The 19,903-nt window shown below is 68.8% G+C and carries 21 protein-coding genes; 16 read left to right on the forward strand and 5 right to left on the reverse strand.

Annotated features, from left to right (window positions below; all coding sequences use genetic code 11):
- Window positions 1-4: 4 nt before the first annotated feature.
- Window positions 5-604, reverse strand: coding sequence for a TetR/AcrR family transcriptional regulator (locus MIAR_RS01070; protein WP_285630121.1), 600 nt, complete (start codon window positions 602-604; stop codon window positions 5-7).
- A 93-nt stretch (window positions 605-697) separates the two neighbouring features.
- Here MIAR_RS01070 and MIAR_RS01075 point away from each other — a divergent pair, with 93 nt between their 5' ends.
- From MIAR_RS01075 to MIAR_RS01090, 4 genes are read left to right on the forward strand one after another with little or no spacing between them, the layout of a single operon-like run.
- Entirely contained in the window at window positions 698-1,315 is a 618-nt protein-coding gene (locus MIAR_RS01075) for a DUF6230 family protein (protein ID WP_285630123.1), read from the forward strand.
- Window positions 1,306-1,776 (forward strand): DUF6114 domain-containing protein, encoded by a 471-nt coding sequence (locus MIAR_RS01080; RefSeq protein WP_285630125.1) that lies wholly within the window; start codon window positions 1,306-1,308, stop codon window positions 1,774-1,776. The genes MIAR_RS01075 and MIAR_RS01080 overlap by 10 nt, the downstream gene beginning before the upstream one ends.
- Window positions 1,773-2,474: a hypothetical protein gene (locus MIAR_RS01085; RefSeq protein WP_285630127.1), complete on the forward strand. Its 702-nt coding sequence runs from the start codon at window positions 1,773-1,775 to the stop codon at window positions 2,472-2,474. Before MIAR_RS01080 ends, MIAR_RS01085 begins: the two co-directional genes overlap by 4 nt.
- 37 nt (window positions 2,475-2,511) lie before the next feature.
- Window positions 2,512-3,087, forward strand: coding sequence for a GNAT family N-acetyltransferase (locus MIAR_RS01090; RefSeq protein WP_285630129.1), 576 nt, complete (start codon window positions 2,512-2,514; stop codon window positions 3,085-3,087).
- Here the strand turns inward: MIAR_RS01090 and MIAR_RS01095 are convergent.
- The gene (locus MIAR_RS01095) at window positions 3,077-3,559 is read right to left on the reverse strand and encodes an NUDIX hydrolase (RefSeq protein ID WP_285630131.1); all 483 of its coding nucleotides are present in this window, start codon (window positions 3,557-3,559) and stop codon (window positions 3,077-3,079) included. The two genes, MIAR_RS01090 and MIAR_RS01095, sit on opposite strands and share 11 nt — an antisense overlap.
- Before the next feature lie 64 nt (window positions 3,560-3,623).
- Here MIAR_RS01095 and MIAR_RS01100 point away from each other — a divergent pair, with 64 nt between their 5' ends.
- The 7 genes from MIAR_RS01100 to MIAR_RS01130 all read left to right on the forward strand — a co-directional run bounded on the left by MIAR_RS01100 (window position 3,624) and on the right by MIAR_RS01130 (window position 13,133).
- The gene (locus MIAR_RS01100) at window positions 3,624-4,223 is read left to right on the forward strand and encodes an RNA polymerase sigma factor (protein ID WP_285630133.1); all 600 of its coding nucleotides are present in this window, start codon (window positions 3,624-3,626) and stop codon (window positions 4,221-4,223) included.
- On the forward strand, window positions 4,210-5,235 hold the full coding sequence (locus MIAR_RS01105) for a hypothetical protein (protein ID WP_285630135.1): 1,026 nt from the start codon (window positions 4,210-4,212) through the stop codon (window positions 5,233-5,235). Before MIAR_RS01100 ends, MIAR_RS01105 begins: the two co-directional genes overlap by 14 nt.
- A gap of 68 nt (window positions 5,236-5,303) precedes the next feature.
- Window positions 5,304-8,822 (forward strand): DNA polymerase III subunit alpha, encoded by a 3,519-nt coding sequence (dnaE, locus tag MIAR_RS01110; RefSeq protein ID WP_285630137.1) that lies wholly within the window; start codon window positions 5,304-5,306, stop codon window positions 8,820-8,822.
- Between the two features lie 98 nt (window positions 8,823-8,920).
- On the forward strand, window positions 8,921-10,282 hold the full coding sequence (locus MIAR_RS01115; RefSeq protein WP_285630139.1) for a hypothetical protein: 1,362 nt from the start codon (window positions 8,921-8,923) through the stop codon (window positions 10,280-10,282).
- Between the two features lies 1 nt (window position 10,283).
- Window positions 10,284-11,615, forward strand: a complete 1,332-nt coding sequence (gene hisD, locus MIAR_RS01120) for a histidinol dehydrogenase (RefSeq protein WP_285630690.1) — start codon at window positions 10,284-10,286, stop codon at window positions 11,613-11,615.
- 11 nt (window positions 11,616-11,626) lie between these two features.
- A complete protein-coding gene (gene nrdR, locus MIAR_RS01125; RefSeq protein ID WP_285630141.1) occupies window positions 11,627-12,103 on the forward strand; it encodes a transcriptional regulator NrdR in 477 nt (158 codons plus the stop codon).
- Window positions 12,104-12,113: 10 nt separating this feature from the next.
- The gene (locus tag MIAR_RS01130) at window positions 12,114-13,133 is read left to right on the forward strand and encodes a quinone-dependent dihydroorotate dehydrogenase (RefSeq protein WP_285630143.1); all 1,020 of its coding nucleotides are present in this window, start codon (window positions 12,114-12,116) and stop codon (window positions 13,131-13,133) included.
- A gap of 43 nt (window positions 13,134-13,176) precedes the next feature.
- Here MIAR_RS01130 and MIAR_RS01135 read toward each other — a convergent pair whose 3' ends face one another.
- The gene (locus MIAR_RS01135; protein ID WP_285630146.1) at window positions 13,177-13,740 is read right to left on the reverse strand and encodes a DUF3043 domain-containing protein; all 564 of its coding nucleotides are present in this window, start codon (window positions 13,738-13,740) and stop codon (window positions 13,177-13,179) included.
- 44 nt (window positions 13,741-13,784) lie between these two features.
- Here MIAR_RS01135 and MIAR_RS01140 point away from each other — a divergent pair, with 44 nt between their 5' ends.
- From MIAR_RS01140 to MIAR_RS01160, 5 genes are all read left to right on the forward strand, one after another.
- Window positions 13,785-15,200, forward strand: a complete 1,416-nt coding sequence (locus MIAR_RS01140) for a dipeptidase (RefSeq protein ID WP_285630148.1) — start codon at window positions 13,785-13,787, stop codon at window positions 15,198-15,200.
- 98 nt (window positions 15,201-15,298) lie between these two features.
- Window positions 15,299-15,661 carry an iron-sulfur cluster insertion protein ErpA gene (erpA, locus tag MIAR_RS01145; RefSeq protein ID WP_285630150.1) on the forward strand — a complete coding sequence of 121 codons (363 nt, stop codon included), beginning with the start codon at window positions 15,299-15,301 and terminating at the stop codon, window positions 15,659-15,661.
- 90 nt (window positions 15,662-15,751) lie between these two features.
- Entirely contained in the window at window positions 15,752-16,654 is a 903-nt protein-coding gene (ctaC, locus tag MIAR_RS01150; protein WP_285630152.1) for an aa3-type cytochrome oxidase subunit II, read from the forward strand.
- Between the two features lie 3 nt (window positions 16,655-16,657).
- Complete coding sequence (gene ctaD / locus MIAR_RS01155; RefSeq protein ID WP_285630154.1) at window positions 16,658-18,382, forward strand: aa3-type cytochrome oxidase subunit I; 1,725 nt, start codon at window positions 16,658-16,660, stop codon at window positions 18,380-18,382.
- Between the two features lie 3 nt (window positions 18,383-18,385).
- A complete protein-coding gene (locus MIAR_RS01160) occupies window positions 18,386-18,808 on the forward strand; it encodes a cytochrome c oxidase subunit 4 (RefSeq protein ID WP_285630157.1) in 423 nt (140 codons plus the stop codon).
- Window positions 18,809-18,878: 70 nt separating this feature from the next.
- Here the strand turns inward: MIAR_RS01160 and MIAR_RS01165 are convergent, their stop codons facing one another.
- Together MIAR_RS01165 and MIAR_RS01170 are read right to left on the reverse strand one after the other, a co-directional pair.
- Window positions 18,879-19,295: a rhodanese-like domain-containing protein gene (locus MIAR_RS01165; protein ID WP_285630159.1), complete on the reverse strand. Its 417-nt coding sequence runs from the start codon at window positions 19,293-19,295 to the stop codon at window positions 18,879-18,881.
- Between the two features lie 36 nt (window positions 19,296-19,331).
- Entirely contained in the window at window positions 19,332-19,844 is a 513-nt protein-coding gene (locus tag MIAR_RS01170) for a GNAT family N-acetyltransferase (protein WP_486341533.1), read from the reverse strand.
- Window positions 19,845-19,903: the final 59 nt, after the last annotated feature.

Below are 19,903 nucleotides of genomic sequence, written 5' to 3' on the forward strand. Positions count from 1 at the left end.
GGCCTCAGATCCTGAGCTCGCCCGCGGCGGAGACCACACCGTCGATGGTGCCCAGCAGGAAGCGCACCACGTCCGCAGGGGAGGCGTCTCGCTCCACGAGCAGGCTGATCAGCGTCTCCTCCGTGAACGACACCCACGCCCGCAGGGCGATCCTCAGCGCGGGGGAGTCCGGTGCTCCGAGCTCCGTGAACGCCTCGACCAGGCGTTCGGCGTTGCGTTCGCGGGATTCGTCCACCACCCGGCGCACAGCCGAGTCCCCGCTGGCGATGCCGCGCACCAGCGAGTGGAACGTGCCCTGATGCTGCTGCACGAATTCGGCTATGCGCAGCAGGGTGTCCTCGATGCGCTCGCGCGGCGGCAGCTCGGGGCGCGGTTCGGTGGCCAGCAGCAGGCTGTCCCTGGCGGTCGCGACCACGGCGAGGTGCATGCCCTGGCGGGTGTCGAAGTAGTGGAACAGCAGAGGGCGGGAGACGCCGGCGCGCTGCGCGAGCGCCTCCATCGTCAGCTCGTCGAGCGTGTGCTCGGCGAGGAAATTGACGCCGATGGCGATCAGCTGCTCCCGGCGTTCGTCGGGCGTGAGACGGAGGCGACGCTCGGCGGACATGTCCCGATCCTATCGGCGCGTGGTATTGACTAGAAGTCAATGAGCGGTATTCTGGCTCCTGCGCCGATGTCGACGCGACCACCAGGAGGATCGATGAAGTTCCGCAGCCCGAAGAAGCTGATCTCGAAGGCCACTGCCTCGCACGCAGGCCGCATCACTCTGGCCGCCGTGCCGGTCGGCATCGTCGCCGCCGTGCTCATGGGCGGTGTCGCACAGGGTCAGGTGCCCGTGTCGTTCGCGGTGTCGGGCAGCCAGTTCCAGATCAGCGCGAGCCTGCTGGAGGGCACCGGGTTCTCGCAGTACGCGGGTGTCACGAAGGACACCGAGGGCGGGGAGCACTCGGTCGCGATCGCGAACATCAAGAGCGCGACGCTCGCCGACCTCTGCCAGTCGGTGGTCTCTGAGACCCCCCTCGGCAAGGTGGGCGTGCTCATCAAGGCGGGTGGCGGCGGCAACCCCGCCAGCGCCTCCGACCTGCAGATCGGCATGACCGGTCTGAAGGGCGACGCGTCCTTCGGCAAGATCCGCATCGGCGTGGACGCGTCGACCGTGAACACCGAGTCGAAGGGCACCGCGGGCGACTTCGCTCAGGACGCGGACTCGGTCACCATCAAGAACCTGCAGCAGACCGCATGGAGCACCCAGGCGTCCGTCTTCACCCTCACGGGCATGACGCTGGAGCTCACGGACGGATCGCAGGGATGCTTCTGAGCGACGAGCTCGCTGAGTCCTCGGAGACGGCCATGACGGATGCCCCGCACGCTCCCGCCGAATCGGGATTCCGTCACTGGCGGCGCCAGCGCCCCCTGATCGGCGGGGTGCTGCTGGTCGTGTCCGGCATCGAGATGTTCTTCTCCGGCCAGCTGGACTTCGGCGAGCTGCACATCCAGTTGGGCATCGAGGGGCTGCAGGCCACGATCATCCCCATCCTGCTGGTGCTGCTCGGCGTGCTGGCGGTGCTGATGCCCGCACATCACGTCTTCTACGGCGTCATCGCCCTGGCTGTCGCGCTGTACTCGCTCGTGGGTGTGAACCTCGGCGGATTCGTCGTCGGGATGCTGCTGGGCTGCATCGGCGGCATCCTCATCGTCGCCTGGATGCCCGGCAGGCTGACGCGCCGCGAGAGGCGCGCGGCGCGCCGGGACGGGCAGGTCGAGGAGCAGGACGCATGATCCGTCGCCCCGTCCGCGCCGCCGTCGCGGCGGCCGCGCTGTGCGCGCTGGTGACCCCGCTCCTGATGGGCGCGGCGGTGCCGACGGCGGTGCGGCCGGCGCTGTGCATCCCTCTCATCTGGTGCCCGACACCTACGCCGAGCCCGACTCCCACGCCCACCCCGACGACGCCGGGGACCGGCGCTCAGCCGGGCGTCCCGCTGCCGCTACCGGGCGATTCCGGGACGCAGACACCGGATGCCGGCCAGCCGACGCAGCCCGCGCCGGACGCGAGCACGACGGTCTTCACGAAGACGCCGGCGCAGATGGCATCCAAGGGGCTGTCCTTCACCGGGCTGAAGTCGATCGGCCTGGTGACCGTCCCGACCGTCGACGGGGACCGCATCCGCGTGCTGAAGATCAGCGCGGACACGATCACGATCACCGGCTTCTCGCTCTCCGTGCGCCCGCCGGAGCACGACGGGCTGGTCACCGATGCCGACACGATGTCGCTCAAGGGCGACGTCACGGTGTACCTCGGGTCGCTGACCGCGACCGGCCAGGACGGCCAGACACTGCTCACCTTCGGGCTGGACACGCCGCCGTCGCTGGACGACGTCGAACCCGGCCTGCTGCACGTGCAGATGGGCCTGGTGGGAACGATCGCGGACTCGATCAGCTACACGAACACCGACCAGCGGATGGTCGCGAAGAAGTGAGCCGGCGGATGTCGGTGGCGTGCGCCAGACTCGCAGCATGAGTCTTCAGGTGCGCCCGGCGACGGAGTTCGACGACGTCGCCGCCGTCGTCGGCCCCAGGAATCCCGCATCCAACGTGTGCTTCTGCCTGAACTACCGGCTGGGCAGCACCGAGGCCAGGAAGCTGCGCGAACCGGATCGGTCCGCGAAGGTCAGAGAGCTCTGCCGGCAGGATCCGCCTCCGGGAGTGATCGCCTATCAGGGGGATCAGCCGGTCGGCTGGGCTGCGCTGCACCCCCGGCGCGACACGAGCTTCGCCCGCAGCCGCCTGATCCCGCACGTCGACGATCTCGACGTGTGGTCGCTGTGGTGCTTCCGCGTGCGACCGGGGCATCGCGGCCAGGGCGTGATGCACGCGCTGCTCGACGGTGCGGTGTCCTACGCGCGGGAACGCGGTGCGCCCGCGATCGAGGGCTATCCCGTCGACAACGGCGGCGATGCGGTGAACCTCACGATGGCGTACGTCGGCACGCGTGCGCTGTTCGAGAGCGCGGGCTTCGCGAAGGCCGCCGACACCGGTTCGGTGCTCGACGGCTTCCCGCGGGTGCTGATGCGGCTGGATCTCAGCGCTTGACGCGCCCGCCGCGGAAGTGCGCGGGATCGTCCTCTGCCATCGCCAGTGCGATCCTGCGCACATGCGCGTCATCGACCTCGCCCATGGCGGCGAGGTCGTAGAAGCCGACCTCGATGAGCTCGCCGTCTGCGGGATGCGGGTCGCCGGACACCCAGGTGCACCGGAACACGATGTCGGTGTAGTCCACCTGGTCGCCGTTGGCGTACGTGATCCTCGGCAGCTGATGCACCAGGGCCAGTCGATCGACCGACACGACGACCCCGGCCTCCTCCAGGCACTCCCGTGCGGCGGCATCCGCAGGTTCCTCGCCGGGCTCCACGATGCCGGCGATGCACTGCCAGGCGCCGTTGTCGGCGCGCTTGCCGAGCAGCACCTTCTCGTCGCGGAACACCACGGCAGTGGTGCCGACGAGGGGGAGCGGAGCATGTCCGATGTGCTCGCGCAGCGCCAGGACGAAGTCGGGAGTGGCCATGGGCTCAGCGTATCCGGACGGCGCGATGAAAAGATTCCGTGAACCGGAAGTCAGGACACGGGCAATGCCCATTGTGAGCACAGACAGCGAGATCATCGAGCGGTCGCTCGACGAGCCCGAGGCGTTCTCGGGCATCTTCGAACGGCACGTCAGACCGGTCGGCGGCTACATCCGCCGCCGGATCGGAGCGGATGCCGTCGACGACGCGCTGAGTGAGACGTTCCTCGTGGCGTTTCGCCGGCGTTCGTCGTTCGACAGCACAGTGGGGTCCGCCCTGCCCTGGCTGCTCGGCATCGCGACGCGTGTGGTGAAGAGGCACGGGGCCGACGAGGCCAGGCAGTGGCGCTCGTTCGAGGCGGCTGCCGGCGCCGCGCCCCTGAGCGAGGGAGGTCACGAGGCCTCCGATGAGCGGATGGACGCGGGGGCGGCGTTGCGGGCGCTCGCCCCGCGGATCGCCGCCCTGGCCCCGCGCGATCGGGATGCCCTGCTCCTGTACGCGTGGGGTGACCTGACCTACGAGCAGGTCGCGCTCGCCTTGGGCGTTCCCGTCGGAACCGTGAGGTCGCGCCTCAATCGCGTCCGTCGCAGGCTCGCACCTCCGGGTTCGCACTCCGCGACCCGATTGACCTGGATGGCGAAGGAGGCGAGCGATGTCGCTCATTGAGCAGGTGCGCAGGATCGGTGCGGATGACACCGGCATCACCGAGGAGAACGTTCGGACGGCGCGGCTCGCGCTCCTGCGCGAGACGAACCGCGCGCGAGGCGGGCGACGGACTCGGACCAACCGCCGGACGCTGTGGGCGGGTGTCGGGGCGGGCGGGCTGGTCGCCGGCGCCGCCGTGGTCGCCATGGTCGTCGGGTCCGTGCTCTCGCCGTCCGCGACACCGAGCGCGTCGGCCGCGGAGGTGCTGAACGCCGCCGCCGCCAGGACCTCGAGCGCGACAGTGCTGCACCCCGCGCCCGGACAGTACATCCGGATCTCGGAGACGTCGACGCAGACCCTCGGGTGGCACGAGGATCCGTCCGCACCGGACGGGGGCTGGTGGGAGAGCGCCGCGTCGGACACCTCGGCGAAGGTGCGGATCAGGAGCTCGCTGTACGTGCCGGCGGACCGGCGGCACGACTGGATCCAGACGTGGGGCGAGAGGTTCACGGTGCTGAGCATCAGCGGACCGGATGCCGTCACAGCGGGGAAGGTGCTCGAGAGCGAGATGCGGGATCAGAAGACCGAGGTGCTGCCCGCGGGCACATACGCCGACGCGGATGCGCCGGAGGATGCCGGCGCCGGAGTCGCGCCTCCCCGGAACGGCATGCAGTGCTTCTACGACTCCATGCCCCGCGACCCGAAGAAGCTGATCGCCTGGCTCGACGCCTTCGAACCGGCATCCGATTTCGGATGCGGCTCCCCGGATCTCGCCGACCCGGTGGGATTCAACCTCGCCCCCGCCGACCTTCGGGAGACGATGTTCCACGCGCTCGCCCTCGTCGACGGCGCGAAGATCGTGAAGGTGGAGGGCGATGTGACCACGATCTCCTTCCCGGAGGCGTCCGGATCGAGCTGGCGCGACACGATCGACGTGGACACGGCCAGGGGGCTGATCGTCGGCCGAGGCTACGGCAGCAGCGACTCCTGGAGCAGCCGCGTCGAGATGAGCATCGTCGACGAGGCGCCGTAGGCGCGGCATCCGTCCTTCGCGACCCCGGCACCGGACTCCGGTGTCGGGGTCGCCCGTAGACTCGAAGCATGGCCTCCGACTCCTTCGTGCACCTCCATGTCCACAGCGAGTACTCCATGCTGGACGGTGCGGCGAAGATCGGGGCGATGACGCAGGCCGCGGCCGAGTACGGGATGCCTGCGATCGCGGTCACCGACCATGGGAACACGTTCGCGGCGTTCGAGTTCTACAACGCCGCCAAGAACGCGGGCATCAAGCCGATCATCGGCCTCGAGGCGTACATGACGCCCGGCACGCACCGCAGCGACAAGACCCGTGTGTCGTGGGGATCGCCGGATCAGAAGAGCGACGATGTCTCCGGATCGGGCGCGTACACGCACATGACGATGTGGAGCGAGACGACACAGGGCATGCACAACCTGTTCCGCATCAGCTCGCGATCGAGCATGGAGGGCTACTACTTCAAGCCGCGCATGGACCGCGAGCTGCTGCAGACCTACGGCAAGGGGCTCATCGCCACCACCGGATGCCCGTCGGGCGAGGTGCAGACCAGACTCCGCCTCGGGCAGTACGACGCGGCTCGGGCCGCTGCGGCGGAGTTCCAGGACATCTTCGGCAAGGAGAACTTCTTCGCGGAGATCATGGACCACGGGCTCTCGATCGAGCGCCGCGTGATGACCGACCTGCTCCGGCTCGCCAAGGACCTGAACATCCCGCTGGTCGCGACCAACGACTCGCACTACACGCACCAGCACGAGGCCGATGCGCATGAGGCACTGCTGTGCGTGCAGTCCGGTTCGACCATGGACGACCCGAACCGGTTCAAGTTCGACGGCGACGGGTACTACATCAAGACCGCGCAGGAGATGCGCCAGCTGTTCCGCGACCACCCCGAGGCGTGTGACAACACGCTGCTGATCGCCGAGCGCTGCGAGGTCGAGTTCGACACCTCGGCGAACTACATGCCGAAGTTCCCGGTTCCCGACGGAGAGACCGAGGACAGCTGGCTGGTCAAGGAGGTCGAGGCGGGACTGCACTACCGATACCCGGGCGGCATCCCCGACAAGGTCCGCAAGCAGGCGGAGTACGAGCTCGGCGTCATCCTGCAGATGGGCTTCCCCGGCTACTTCCTCGTGGTCGCGGACTTCATCAACTGGGCCAAGGACAACGGCATCCGCGTCGGACCCGGCCGAGGCTCGGGAGCCGGCTCGATGGTCGCCTACGCGATGAGGATCACCGATCTCGACCCGCTCGAGCACGGCCTCATCTTCGAGCGCTTCCTCAACCCCGACCGCGTCTCGATGCCCGACTTCGACGTCGACTTCGACGACCGCCGTCGTGGCGAGGTCATCGAGTACGTGACCGAGAAGTACGGTTCCGAGCGCGTCTCGCAGATCGTCACCTACGGCACGATCAAGTCCAAGCAGGCGCTGAAGGACGCCGGCCGTGTGCTCGGCTTCCCGTTCAGCATGGGCGACCGTCTCACCAAGGCGATGCCTCCCGCCGTGATGGGCAAGGACATGCCGCTGAGCGGCATGTTCGACTCCGCGCACCCGCGCTACAAGGAGGCCAGCGAGTTCCGGGCCCTGATCGAGACCGATCCCGAGGCGAAGACGGTCTTCGATCGCGCGCTGGGCCTGGAAGGACTGAAGCGCCAGTGGGGTGTGCACGCGGCGGGCGTGATCATGTCCTCGCACCCGCTGCTCGACATCATCCCGATCATGAAGCGCGAGCAGGACGGCCAGATCGTCACGCAGTTCGACTACCCGTCGTGTGAATCGCTCGGCCTGATCAAGATGGACTTCCTGGGGCTGCGCAACCTCACGATCATCTCCGACGCGCTCGACAACATCCGCACGAACAGGGGAGAGGAGCTCGACCTCGAGCACCTCGCGCTGGAAGACCGCCCCGTGTACGACCTGCTGGCCCGCGGTGACACGCTCGGCGTGTTCCAGCTCGACAGCCCGCCGCTGCGCTCGCTCATGCGTCTGATGAAGCCCGACAACTTCGGCGACATCTCGGCATTGATCGCGCTCTACCGACCGGGCCCCATGGGTGCCAACTCGCACACCAACTATGCGCTGCGCAAGAACGGGCTGCAGGAGATCACGCCGATCCACCCGGAGCTGGAGGAACCGCTCAAGGACATCCTGCAGGAGTCCTACGGCCTGATCATCTATCAGGAGCAGGTCATGGCCATCGCGCAGAAGGTCGCCGGGTTCAGTCTCGGCCAGGCAGACATCCTGCGGCGCGCGATGGGCAAGAAGAAGAAGTCCGAGCTGGACAAGCAGTACGAGGGCTTCTCCGGCGGCATGAAGGAGCGCGGTTACGGCGAAGGCGCCATCAAGGCGCTGTGGGACATCCTGCTCCCCTTCTCGGACTACGCGTTCAACAAAGCCCACTCGGCCGCATACGGGCTCGTCTCGTACTGGACCGCGTACCTCAAGGCGCACTATCCGGCCGAGTACATGGCCGCGCTGTTGACCAGTGTCGGTGACTCGAAGGACAAGATGGCGCTGTACCTCAACGAGTGCCGCCGGATGGGCATCAAGGTGCTCCCGCCGGACGTGTCCGAGTCCATCAACTTCTTCGCCGCCGTCGGCGAGGACATCCGCTTCGGCCTGGGCGCCGTCCGCAACGTGGGCGGGAACGTCGTCGACGGGATCATCCAGGCCCGCAAGGACGAGAAGTTCACGTCCTTCCACGACTTCCTCGGCAAGGTGCCGCTGCACGTGGCGAACAAGCGCACCGTGGAATCGCTGATCAAGGCCGGTGCGTTCGACTCGATGGGGGACACCCGTCGTGCCCTGCTCGAGATCCACGAGGACGCCGTCGAGGCGGCCGTCGACCGCAAGCGCAACGAGGCACAGGGCGCGATCGGCTTCGACTTCGACAGCCTCTACGACGACATGGAGGAGGCGGCGCCCGCGAAGGTTCCGGAGCGGCCGGAGTGGACCAAGAAGGACAAGCTCGCGTTCGAGCGCGAGATGCTGGGCCTGTACGTCTCCGATCACCCGCTCGCCGGGCTCGAGATGCCGCTGGCCAAGCACGCGTCGATCTCCATCCACGACCTGCTCACGTCGGAGGATCTGCAGGACGGCGATCAGGTGACCGTCGCCGGTCTGGTCACGAGCGTGCAGCACCGCGTGGCCAAGGCCAGCGGCAACCCGTACGGCATGATCACCGTCGAGGACTTCAACGGTGAGGTGACGGTCATGTTCATGGGCAAGACCTACACCGAGTACCAGCACGTGCTGCAGCAGGATGCGATCCTCGCGGTGCGTGGACGGGTCTCGCGCCGTGACGACGGTCTGAATCTCCATGCCCAGTCGGCGTTCGCGCCCGATGTCGGCTCCTTCGACGCGGCCGGGCCGCTGTCGCTCCAGGTCGCCGAGCAACGCGCCACCGAGCGGACCATGATCGACCTCGCGGAGGTGCTCCGCCGCCACGCCGGCGAGACCGAGGTGCTCCTCCGCGTGCATCGCGGCGGATCCGCGAAGGTGTTCGAGGTCCCGATGCCGGTGACCGTCTCCGCCGACCTGTTCGGCGACCTGAAGTCGCTGCTCGGCCCGACCTGCCTGGGCTGACAGCGGTCATGCGATGACACCGCTCCCAGCTTCCCCCGGCAGGTCTGGGTAGGATCGTGACTCGCGTGGGGACGCGACCACGACGAAAGGATCGCTCGATGAGCACCGAACACATCGGCACCGGGCCCGAAGGCGTGGCCGGCGGGAGCCTCTCGGACTCCGACGGAGAGCAGCAGTGGCGCACGGACGCCCCGACCGCAGACCGGGATGCGACGGCGGACGAGGCCGCCTCCGAGGACGATGACGCGGTCTACTACGAGGAGCAGGTGGAGCCGGAGTACGGCATCCTCGGCTTCACGCTCCGCGAGCTGATCATCGTGGGCGCCTGGGTCGTGGTCTTCGTGGTGTCCTTCTTCCCGGTGTTCGGCGGCGGTGGATCGGTGTGGACCCGTGGCATCGACTGGATCCTCACGATCGGCCTGCCCACGGTCGCCGTGTTCCTGATCGCTCTTCGCCGTTTCTCGCCGGAGGGGATCCGGCGCGTGGGGTCGCTCGGCATCGACCAGTTCGCCTCCGTCGCATCCTCCGTCGCGGCCGTCGCCTGGGCCCAGCTGCTGTGGCTGCAGTCCGCGGCGAGCGTCGACTCCGGCGCGTTCCTGGTCGGCTGGGTGCCGATCGTGGCGCAGCTGGCCACGCTCGCCCTGGTCGCGGCCACCGTGGCGGCGCCCCTGATCCCGCGGCTGCGCGATGACTTCGAAGGCCGGATGGAGACGCTCGCACACCGCAACGCCAATCCTGTGCGCCCCGTGATCACACGGCCGCGTCCTGCCGCCGTCGTCGCGTCGGGCACGGATGCCGCGGAGCCGGCGGAGCCGATCATCGAGACGGATCTCGTCATCGAGGACGACGCCGATGCGACGCGCGTGATCGAGGTGCTGCCGCCCGCAGCGCCGTCCGTGACGGCGGAGCCCGCGGTCGTCCATGAGGACTCGGACGAGGTGTTCCCACCCGCCGCCGCCGGTGCCGAGCCGGCTCCCGTGGCGTATGCCGAGCCCGCGCCGGTGCCCCCGGTCGACCCGGAGGCGCGCGAGCACGACACCGCGTACACGGACCCGATCGGGGCGCTGCACGAGATCTTCGCCGCGAACGAGCCCGCAGAGGACACGACCGCCGACGACGCCGCCGACGACAGGAGTGCGGCCGGTGATCTCGCGGAGAACACGACCGCGGTGCTGCCCGTGGCGGGCGCATTCGCAGACGAACCGGTTGCCGAGACCGAGGCTCCGCTGCGGCGCACCCGCAACGAGCAGGCGAAGGCCGCAGATCACGAGACGCAGCCGTTCTGGATCCTCGCCCAGTCCGAGCGCGACGTGCTCGACGAGCACGGGCATCCGCTCTTCCGGATCGGACCCGCGGCGTGGACTCTCGTGATCGAGGACCGTGGCGGCGCCTACGTCGTTCGCCATGACGACGGCCGGATCGGATACCTCCACGACCTCGCAGACATCACGAAGGGCTGACATCGTGCGCACCATCGACCTCCGCGGGAAGAGCTTCTCTCCCGCGGAACTTCTCGCCGCCGTCCCGCGCGCCACTCAGGCGCGCGCGGAGGCTCTCGCCGCCGCCACGCAGATCGTCGAGGACGTGCGGTCCGGGGGAGAGGCGGCGCTGCGCGATCAGGCCGAGCGCTTCGATCGCGTGACGGGGCACGCCATCCGTGTTCCCGCCGAGCACCTCGCCGAGGCCCTGGCCTCCGTCGACTCCGAGGTGCGGGCCGCGCTGGAGACCGCGATCGAGCGAGTCCGCCGCGGATCGGCAGCCCAGGTTCCTGCGCCGCAGACCACCGACATCGGGCCGGGTGCGCGCATCACCCAGCGCTGGCAGCCGATCACCCGCGCCGGTGTCTACATCCCCGGCGGCAAGGCGCCTCTCGCCTCCAGCGTCGTCATGAACGTCGTGCCCGCCCAGGTCGCCGGCGTCACGAGCATCGCGCTGGCCTCGCCGCCGCAGGCGGGGCACGACGGCCGCGTGCACCCGACGATCCTGGCTGCCGCCGCGCTGCTGGAGGTCGACGAGGTCTACGCGATCGGCGGCGCCGGTGCGATCGGCGCGCTCGCCTACGGCGTCTCCGAGCTCGGTCTCGACCCCGTGGACGTCGTGACCGGCCCCGGCAACAACTACGTCGCCTCGGCCAAGCGCGCCGTCGCGGGAGTCGTCGGCACGGACTCCGAGGCGGGCGCCACGGAGATCCTCATCGTCGCGGACGAGGGCGCGGATGCCGATCTCGTCGCGGCCGACCTCATCAGCCAGGCCGAGCACGACGAGCAGGCCTCCGCCGTGCTCGTGACGGACTCCGCCGCACTCGCCGAGCGCGTCGCCGAGCGGGTCGCCGCACGTGCGGCGATCACACGCCACGCCGAGCGCGTGGCCGCGGCCCTGGGCGGACCGCAGTCCGCGATCGTCCTGGTCGACGATCGCCGCATGGCGGAGTCGTTCAGCAACGCCTACGCTCCGGAGCACCTCGAGCTGCACCTGGTCGACGCGGCCGAGGCGGCAGGCCGGTTCACCAGTGCCGGCGCCGTCTTCGTCGGGGCGCAGACGCCGGTCAGCCTCGGAGACTACATGGCCGGCAGCAACCACGTCCTGCCGACCGGGGGCCAGGCGCGGTACGCGTCGGGGCTGGGCGCCTACACCTTCCTCCGTCCGCAGCAGGTGATCGAGTACGACCACGATGCGCTCGCACGGGTCCGCTCCGGAGTCGTCGCGCTCGCGGACGCCGAGATCCTGCCCGCGCACGGCGAGGCCGTCGAGGCGCGATTCGCCGGGGCGCCCGGCGCGGAGCGCGCCGAGTAGGCTGGAACATCATGCACTGCCCCTTCTGCCGGCATCCGGATTCCCGCGTCATCGACTCGCGCACGAGCGATGACGGTCTGTCGATCCGTCGTCGGCGGCAGTGCCCGGAGTGCGGAGGCCGCTTCTCGACGACCGAGACCGCCAGCCTCGTGGTGATCAAGCGCTCCGGCGTCATGGAGGCGTTCAGCCGGGACAAGGTGATCTCCGGCGTGCGCAAGGCCTGCCAGGGCCGCCCTGTGACCGAGGCCGACCTCGCCGTTCTCGCGCAGAAGGTCGAGGAGGCCATCCGCCAGACCGGGGTGTCGCAGCTGGAGACGAACGAGATCGGCCTGTCGATCCTCGGGCCGCTGCGCGAGCTCGACGAGGTCGCCTACCTGCGATTCGCCAGCGTGTACCAGGAGTTCGACTCGCTGGAGGATTTCGAGCGCTCCATCAGCGAGCTGCGCGCCGACCACGCCAAGGCGGGGACGGACGCCGCGGACCGGTAATCTGGCAGGGATGTATCCGCTGCTCTTCCGCCACGTCCTGTCGCGCTTCGATCCGGAGTTCGCTCACCACGCCGCCATGGCGGTCATCCGCGTGCTCGGCGTCCCGCCGTTCTCCTGGGCGACCCGCGCGCTGACAGCGCCGTCGCCGGAGCAGAAGGTGCACGCGCTCGGCCTGACCTTCCCCTCGCCCTTCGGCGTGGCAGCAGGCTTCGACAAGAACGTCGTGGGCGTGCGCGGCCTGGACGCGCTGGGCTTCGGCCACATCGAGGTCGGCACGGTGACCGCGATCCCGCAGGAGGGGAACCCGAAGCCGCGGCTGTTCCGCCTCGTGCCGGACCGCGCGGTCGTCAACCGGATGGGCTTCAACAACAACGGCGCCGAGGCGGCGGAAGCGCGGCTGACGAGGCTTCGCCGTCGCGCCCCGCGTGCGGTGATCGGCGTGAACATCGGCAAGAGCCGCGTGGTCGCCGTCGAGGACGCGATCGCCGACTACGTGGCATCCGCCACACGCCTGGCACCGCTCGCCGACTACCTCGCCGTCAACGTCTCCTCTCCGAACACGCCTGGACTGCGCGGGCTGCAGGCCGTGGAGACACTCGCGCCATTGCTGCGCGCGGTCAAGGAGGCCGCGGGCTCGACGCCCCTGCTGGTGAAGATCGCGCCCGACCTGCCCGACGACGAGATCGCCGCCATCGCACGGCTCGCCGTCGACGAGGGACTCGCCGGCATCATCTCGCACAACACCACGATCTCCCGCGAAGGGCTGCGCACCGATCCGGCCGTCGTCGAGGCGGCCGGAGCCGGTGGCCTCTCCGGAGCGCCCCTGAAGGAGCGCTCGCTCGAGGTTCTCGCGGTCGTCAAGGCCGCCGTTCCCGCGGACTTCTGCGTGATCGCGGTCGGCGGCGTGGAGACGGCGGACGACGTGCAGAAGCGGCTGGACGCCGGTGCGACCCTCGTGCAGGGCTACACGGCGTTCCTGTACCGCGGTCCGTTCTGGGCGCGCCAGATCAACAGAGGCCTGCGCCGCTGAGCGGCACTCCGCTCATCGGTTCCTGAGCCCGTCGAAGGGCGCGTCAGGCGGGGTACTGACCGCGCTTGACCTGCGGCTTGGGCAGGCGCATGAAGCGCATCTGCAGGGCGCGCATCGCGGCGTACCAGCCCAGGCCCTTCTCCCGGCGCGCGGCGCCGAACTTGTCGGCCGCCTTCTTCTTCACGCGGATGCTGAGCAGCACCATGTCGCCGATGGCGAGGAGCATGTAGCCCCAGAGCGCGACCATGGCCCACAGCTGCACGTCGGCGATCGGAGTGAGGTTGAGCAGGATGACCACCAGCATGGCCGCCATCAGCCACTCGGAGATGTGCCACCCGGCGTCGACGTAATCGCGCACCCAGCGGCGCTGCGGGCCCTTGTCGCGAGCGGGGAGGTACTTGTCGTCGCCCTGTTCCATCCCGATGCGGGCCTTCTCGCGACGCGCCTGCAGGTCGGCCTTCGCAGCAGCCCTGGCCTCCTTGGTGTTCGCGACGAGGGGGCGGCGGTTGGCCGCCTCGCGCTCGGCGCGCGTCGGCGTGGCGCGGCCCTTGCCCACGGCGGGCGTCTCGGGTGCGTCGTCGTTGGCGGCGGGGGTGGCGTTGGGCACGTTCGACCTCAGTTCGGAATCGGGTTCACCTTAAGATTACTCGCATGACCTCGTCCTCATCGTCGGCTTCGCCGGCACCCGAATCCGCCGTCCTCGAGGCGGTAGCCCTCGGCATCCCCGCCGCACTCTCCGACCTCGGGAACCTCGTGCGCATCCCCGGCATCGCCTGGCCGGCCTTCGACCAGACCCAGCTGGAGCGCAGCGCGGCGGCGATCGCCGAGCTCGCACGCGAGACCGGCGTCTTCGATGAGGTGCGTGTGCTTCGCGCTCATGTCGACGACACCGAGGAGCTCGGCCAGCCCGCCGTGCTGGCCACCCGCGCCGCACGCAACGGCAAGCCCACCATCCTGCTCTACGCCCACCACGACGTGCAGCCCCCCGGAGCGGACGAGCTCTGGGAGACCCCTCCGTTCGAGCCGACCGTGCGCGACGGACGACTGTACGGGCGCGGCGCCGCCGACGACAAGGCCGGAATCATGGCGCACATCGCCTCGCTGCGCGCGGTGGCCGAGGTGCTCGGCGACGACCTGGAGCTGGGCGTCGCGCTGTTCATCGAGGGCGAGGAGGAGTACGGCTCCCGCTCCTTCGCGCGCTTCCTGCGTGACAACGCCGACGCCCTGCGTGCGGACGCCATCGTCGTGGCGGACTCCGGGAACCTGGACTCCGAGACGCCGGGCCTGACGGTCTCACTGCGTGGCAACGCGCGATTCACCCTGCGCGTGCGCACGCTCGAGCACGCCTCGCACTCCGGGATGTTCGGCGGGGCCGTGCCGGATGCCATGATGGCCACCGTCACGCTGCTGTCCACGCTGTGGGATGCCGACGGCGCCGTGGCTGTGGAGGGGATGACCGCCCGGGCGGGGGAGACCCCCGACTACAGCGAGGCGACGCTGCGCGATGAGACGGGCCTGCTCCCCGGCGTCTCGCCGGTCGGGCGCGACGACATCCTCGGGCGGATCTGGAACAAGCCCTCGATCACGATCACCGGCATCGACGCGACGAGCGTCGCTCAGGCGTCGAACACGCTGCTGCCCGAGGTGAGCGTGGTGATCAGCGCCCGCGTCGCCCCCGGACAGGACGCGAAGGACGCCTACGCGGCGATCGAGGCGCATCTGCGCGCGCACGCGCCCTTCGGCGCCGAACTGACCTTCACGGACATCGACCTGGGCGACGGCTTCCTGGTCGACACCTCGGGCTGGGCGGTCGAGCTCACCCGCGGCGCGATGGCCACCGGCTACGGAAAGGACGCCGTCGATCTGGGCGTCGGCGGCTCCATCCCGTTCATCGCCGATCTCGTCCGGGAGTTCCCGGGCGCGCAGATCCTCGTGACGGGCGTCGAGGACCCGCACGCCCGCGCGCACAGCCCGAACGAGTCGCTCCACCTGGAGACGTTCCGCAACGCGGTCCGCTCCGAGGCGCTGCTCCTGACCCGCATGAACGGCCGCTCCTCGGCATCCTGACGGCACCGGCGCGTGCGCGGGACAGGCCCTCCGCGCACGCGCCGGCGGTAGGATCGAGCGTGAGCAGCCGTCCGTGCTGCACGTCTGCAAGGAGTGACATGAGCGACATCACGCTGACCGAAGAGACCACCGCCGCCCACAGCGTCTCGCTGACGGACGCGGCCGCGCAGAAGGTCAAGAGCCTGCTCGAGCAGGAGGGCCGCGACGACCTGCGTCTGCGCGTCGCCGTCCAGCCCGGCGGATGCTCTGGCCTGATCTACCAGCTGTACTTCGACGAGCGGTTCCTCGAGGGCGACGAGACCGTCGACTTCGACGGCGTCGAGGTCATCGTCGACAACATGAGCGTCCCGTACCTCGAGGGCGCCTCGATCGACTTCAAGGACACCATCTCGGAGCAGGGGTTCACGATCGACAACCCCAACGCGGCGGGCTCCTGCGCCTGCGGCGACAGCTTCCACTGAACGGTCGCCAACCTGCGTGGTTGGCGTGAATCGCATGTGAGCTTGCTCTAGACTTGAGAGCGCTCCTGTCCGAGATCTGAAAGGTGCATCGTGCCCTCGAAACGCCGCCTTCGTTGGGCCGCACTCCCCCTGGGAGTAGCGGTTGCCGTGGCCCTGGCAGGATGTTCTGCCGCTGAAACCCACGGATTCCTTCCCGGCTTCGTGGACGGTGCTCCGTCAGCCACCAACCAGACCGATCGGGTCGGCGGACTCTGGGTGACCTCCTGGGTCATCCTGCTGATCGTCGGAATCGTCACGTGGGGCCTGATGGCCTGGGCGCTGGTCATGTACCGCCGCCGCGCAGGCCAGACCGGACTGCCGGTCCAGCTGCGCTACAACATGCCGATCGAGATCCTCTACACGGTGATCCCGCTGATCCTGATCCTGGGCATGTTCTTCTTCACCGCGAAGGACCAGGCCGAGATCGAGCGGCCCTGGGCCAAGCCCGACGTGGAGATCACCGCGATCGCCAAGCAGTGGGCGTGGGACTTCCAGTACGACGGTGAGGAGAAGGACAACTCCGACGCCGTCTGGACCATGGGTGTCCAGGCCGACGCCGACGCGAACGGCGACATCGATCGCTCCAAGCTGCCGACGCTGGTCCTGCCCGTCGACAAGAAGGTGACGATCGACCTCCAGTCGCGCGACGTCATCCACTCCTTCTGGATCATCGACTTCCTCTACAAGAAGGACATGTACATCGGGAAGGACAACAGCTGGTCGTTCATCCCGACGCGCATCGGCGAGTACGACGGAAAGTGCGCCGAGCTCTGCGGCGAGTACCACTCGATGATGCTGTTCAACGTCAAGGTCGTGTCGCAGGCCGACTACGACGCGTATCTGCAGACCCTTCGCGATGAGGGCAACACGGGCGACATCACGGACGCCTACGACCGCCTCGGCAATCTTCCGGGCACCGGTGCTCCGAGCACGGGCGAAGAGGAAGGGAAGTAAGTCATGACCACGACAGCTGAACCCAACATGCTGCAGGGCGTGCGCCCCACGACGATCCCGCCGCGCCAGGCCGCGCTGCTGTCCTCCACGCGCGTGGAGCAGAAGGGCAACATCGTCGTCAAGTGGATCACCTCCACCGACCACAAGACCATCGGGTACATGTACCTGATCGCCTCGGTGCTGTTCTTCCTCCTCGGCGGCGTGATGGCGCTGATCATCCGCGCCGAGCTGTTCGCGCCCGGCATGCAGATCGTGCCGACCAAGGAGCAGTACAACCAGCTGTTCACGATGCACGGCACGATCATGCTGCTGATGTTCGCGACGCCGCTGTTCGCCGGATTCGCCAACGCGGTCCTGCCGCTGCAGCTCGGTGCTCCCGATGTCGCCTTCCCGCGTCTGAACGCCTTCGCGTTCTGGCTCTTCCTGTTCGGCTCGACGATCGCGGTCGCCGGCTTCCTCACCCCGCAGGGTGCGGCCGCCTTCGGCTGGTTCGCCTACCAGCCGCTCGCCAGTGCCACGTTCTCGCCCGGCGCGGGTGGCAACCTGTGGATGCTCGGCCTCGGAATGTCCGGTTTCGGCACGATCCTCGGTGCGGTGAACTTCATCACGACCGTCATCACGATGCGCGCCCCGGGCATGACGATGTGGCGCATGCCGATCTTCTCGTGGAACACCCTGATCACGAGCCTGCTGATCCTGATGGCCTTCCCCGTGCTGGCCGCCGCGATCCTGGCCGCCGGCGCCGACCGCGTGCTGGGCTCCCACGTGTACGACCCCGCCAACGGCGGCGTCCTGCTCTGGCAGCACCTGTTCTGGTTCTTCGGCCACCCCGAGGTGTACATCATCGCGCTGCCGTTCTTCGGCATCGTCTCGGAGATCTTCCCGGTGTTCAGCCGCAAGCCGATCTTCGGATACAAGACCCTGGTCTACGCGACGATCTCGATCGCTGCCCTGTCCGTGGCCGTGTGGGCGCACCACATGTACGTCACCGGCGGCGTGCTCCTGCCGTTCTTCTCGCTGATGACGATGCTCATCGCGGTGCCGACGGGCGTGAAGATCTTCAACTGGATCGGCACGATGTGGCGAGGCTCGATCACCTTCGAGACGCCGATGGTGTTCTCGCTGGGCTTCCTCGTGTCCTTCGTCTTCGGTGGACTCACCGGCGTGATCCTGGCATCGCCGCCGCTGGACTTCCACCTCAGCGACTCGTACTTCGTCGTCGCGCACTTCCACTACGTGGTGTTCGGCACCGTCGTGTTCGCCATGTTCGCCGGTTTCTACTTCTGGTGGCCGAAGTGGACGGGCCGGATGCTGAACGAGCGCCTCGGCTACATCCACTTCTGGATGCTGTTCATCGGCTTCCACATGACCTTCCTCGTGCAGCACTGGCTGGGCGTCGACGGCATGCCGCGCCGTTACGCGGACTACTCCACGTACGACGGCTGGGAGTGGGGCAACCAGGTCTCCACCATCGGTGCGATCATCCTGGGCGCCTCGATGCTGCCGTTCTTCCTGAACGTCTGGATCACCGCGCGCAAGGCGCCGAAGGTCACGGTCGACGACCCCTGGGGCTACGGCGCATCGCTCGAGTGGGCGACGTCCTGCCCGCCGCCGCGCCACAACTTCACGTCGATCCCGCGCATCCGCAGCGAGCGTCCCGCCTTCGACCTGAACCACCCCGAGGCAGCCGAGCACCCGGTCGCCGCCGCAGCCGGAGAGGCGAAGTAACCCATGCGCAGCAACATCATCCTGTGGTGGATCATCGGAGTCTTCTTCCTGGTCGTCGCGGGCGTCTACACGGGCTGGAGCCTGCTCGACGAGTACCACGGCAAGGTGGAGTGGGTCGGAACCGTCGCGCTGCTGTTCACGGCTCTCATGAGCGCCATGATCGCCGTCTACCTTCGCAAGACGTACAAGGCCCAGGGCGGCGAGCTGCCCGAGGACGTCCTGACGGCGGACATCGACGACGGTGACCCCGAGCTCGGCGAGTTCAGCCCGTGGTCCTGGTGGCCGCTGGTGCTCGCAGGCTCCGCCGGGGTCTTCATCGTCGGTCTGGCGGTCGGTCAGTTCCTCCTCCCGATCGGTCTCGCGATCTTCGTCGTGGCCATCGTCGGCTGGGTGTACGAGTACTACCGCGGTCACTTCGCCCGCTGATCCTCCATCACACGCTGAGGGGCCTCCCGGACTTCCGGGAGGCCCCTCAGCGTTTCTGCTCGTGTGGTGCTCAGGCCTGTGTGCGGACACGGGGAACGCCGGTGAGCGGGTCGACCGGGCGGCGATGCACGCCGTCGCGGTCCTCGACGGGGTAGCCCTCCCGCACCCAGTACTCGAATCCGCCGATCATCTCGCGCACCGCGTAGCCGAGCTTCGCGAACTCGAGTGCGCCCTTGGCCCCGGCGTTGCATCCGGGGCTCCAGCAGTACACGACGACCTCCGACCCGGCGGGAATCTCCTGTGGTGCGCGCTCCGCGATCTCCCGGTAGTGCATGTGCACGGCACCGGAGACGCGTCCCTGCGCCCACGCCTCGTCGGAGCGCACGTCGACCACCGTCACCTGCTCTCCGGCCTTCAGCGCGGCGTACAGGTCGCTCGCATCGGTCTCGTGGGCGAGCTTGGCTTCGAAGTAGGCGGTGCGGTCCATGAGGCTCAGACTACGCGGACGTCTGCCTCGGCGATCTCAGATGACGGAGCCTGTGAGTGACGCCGTCATCTGCACGCGGCGGCCGTATTCGAGCAGACCCAGTTGCTCCTCCACAGCCACGAGACTGCGCAGCGCCTCACTGTCGGGCTCGGTCTCGCTGAAGCCGCAGGAGGCGTAGAACGGGGCGTTCCAGGGCACATCGGCGTAGGTGCGGAGCGTCATGTCGTCGTGCCCGCGCCGCGCCGCTTCCTCCATGGCCGCGCGCACCAGGATGCGTCCGATGCCGCGTCGCGCGTACCGGGGGAGGACCGACACCTGCTCCAGGTGGGCATGTCCGTCGAGGTCCAGGACGTGCACGAAGCCCGCCGGCGTGCCCTCGTATTCGGCGAGGAGCAGGTAGCCGGGCAGCGCGAGACGCTCGGCCGCGGCATCCGGTGCCGGCCAGTCCGTCGCCCGAAAGAGGGCGACGAGCAGCTGATCGGCGGCCTCCTCGATCTGCTCGATGCCGGCGGCATCCTCAGCGACAGCGGGACGGATGCGGAGGGACATGTCATCCAGCGTATCGAGGCGCCGACACGACTGAGGCCCCCGTCCATGGGACGAGGGCC

Source organism: Microbacterium arabinogalactanolyticum (assembly GCF_030268005.1).
Classification (GTDB): domain Bacteria; phylum Actinomycetota; class Actinomycetes; order Actinomycetales; family Microbacteriaceae; genus Microbacterium; species Microbacterium arabinogalactanolyticum.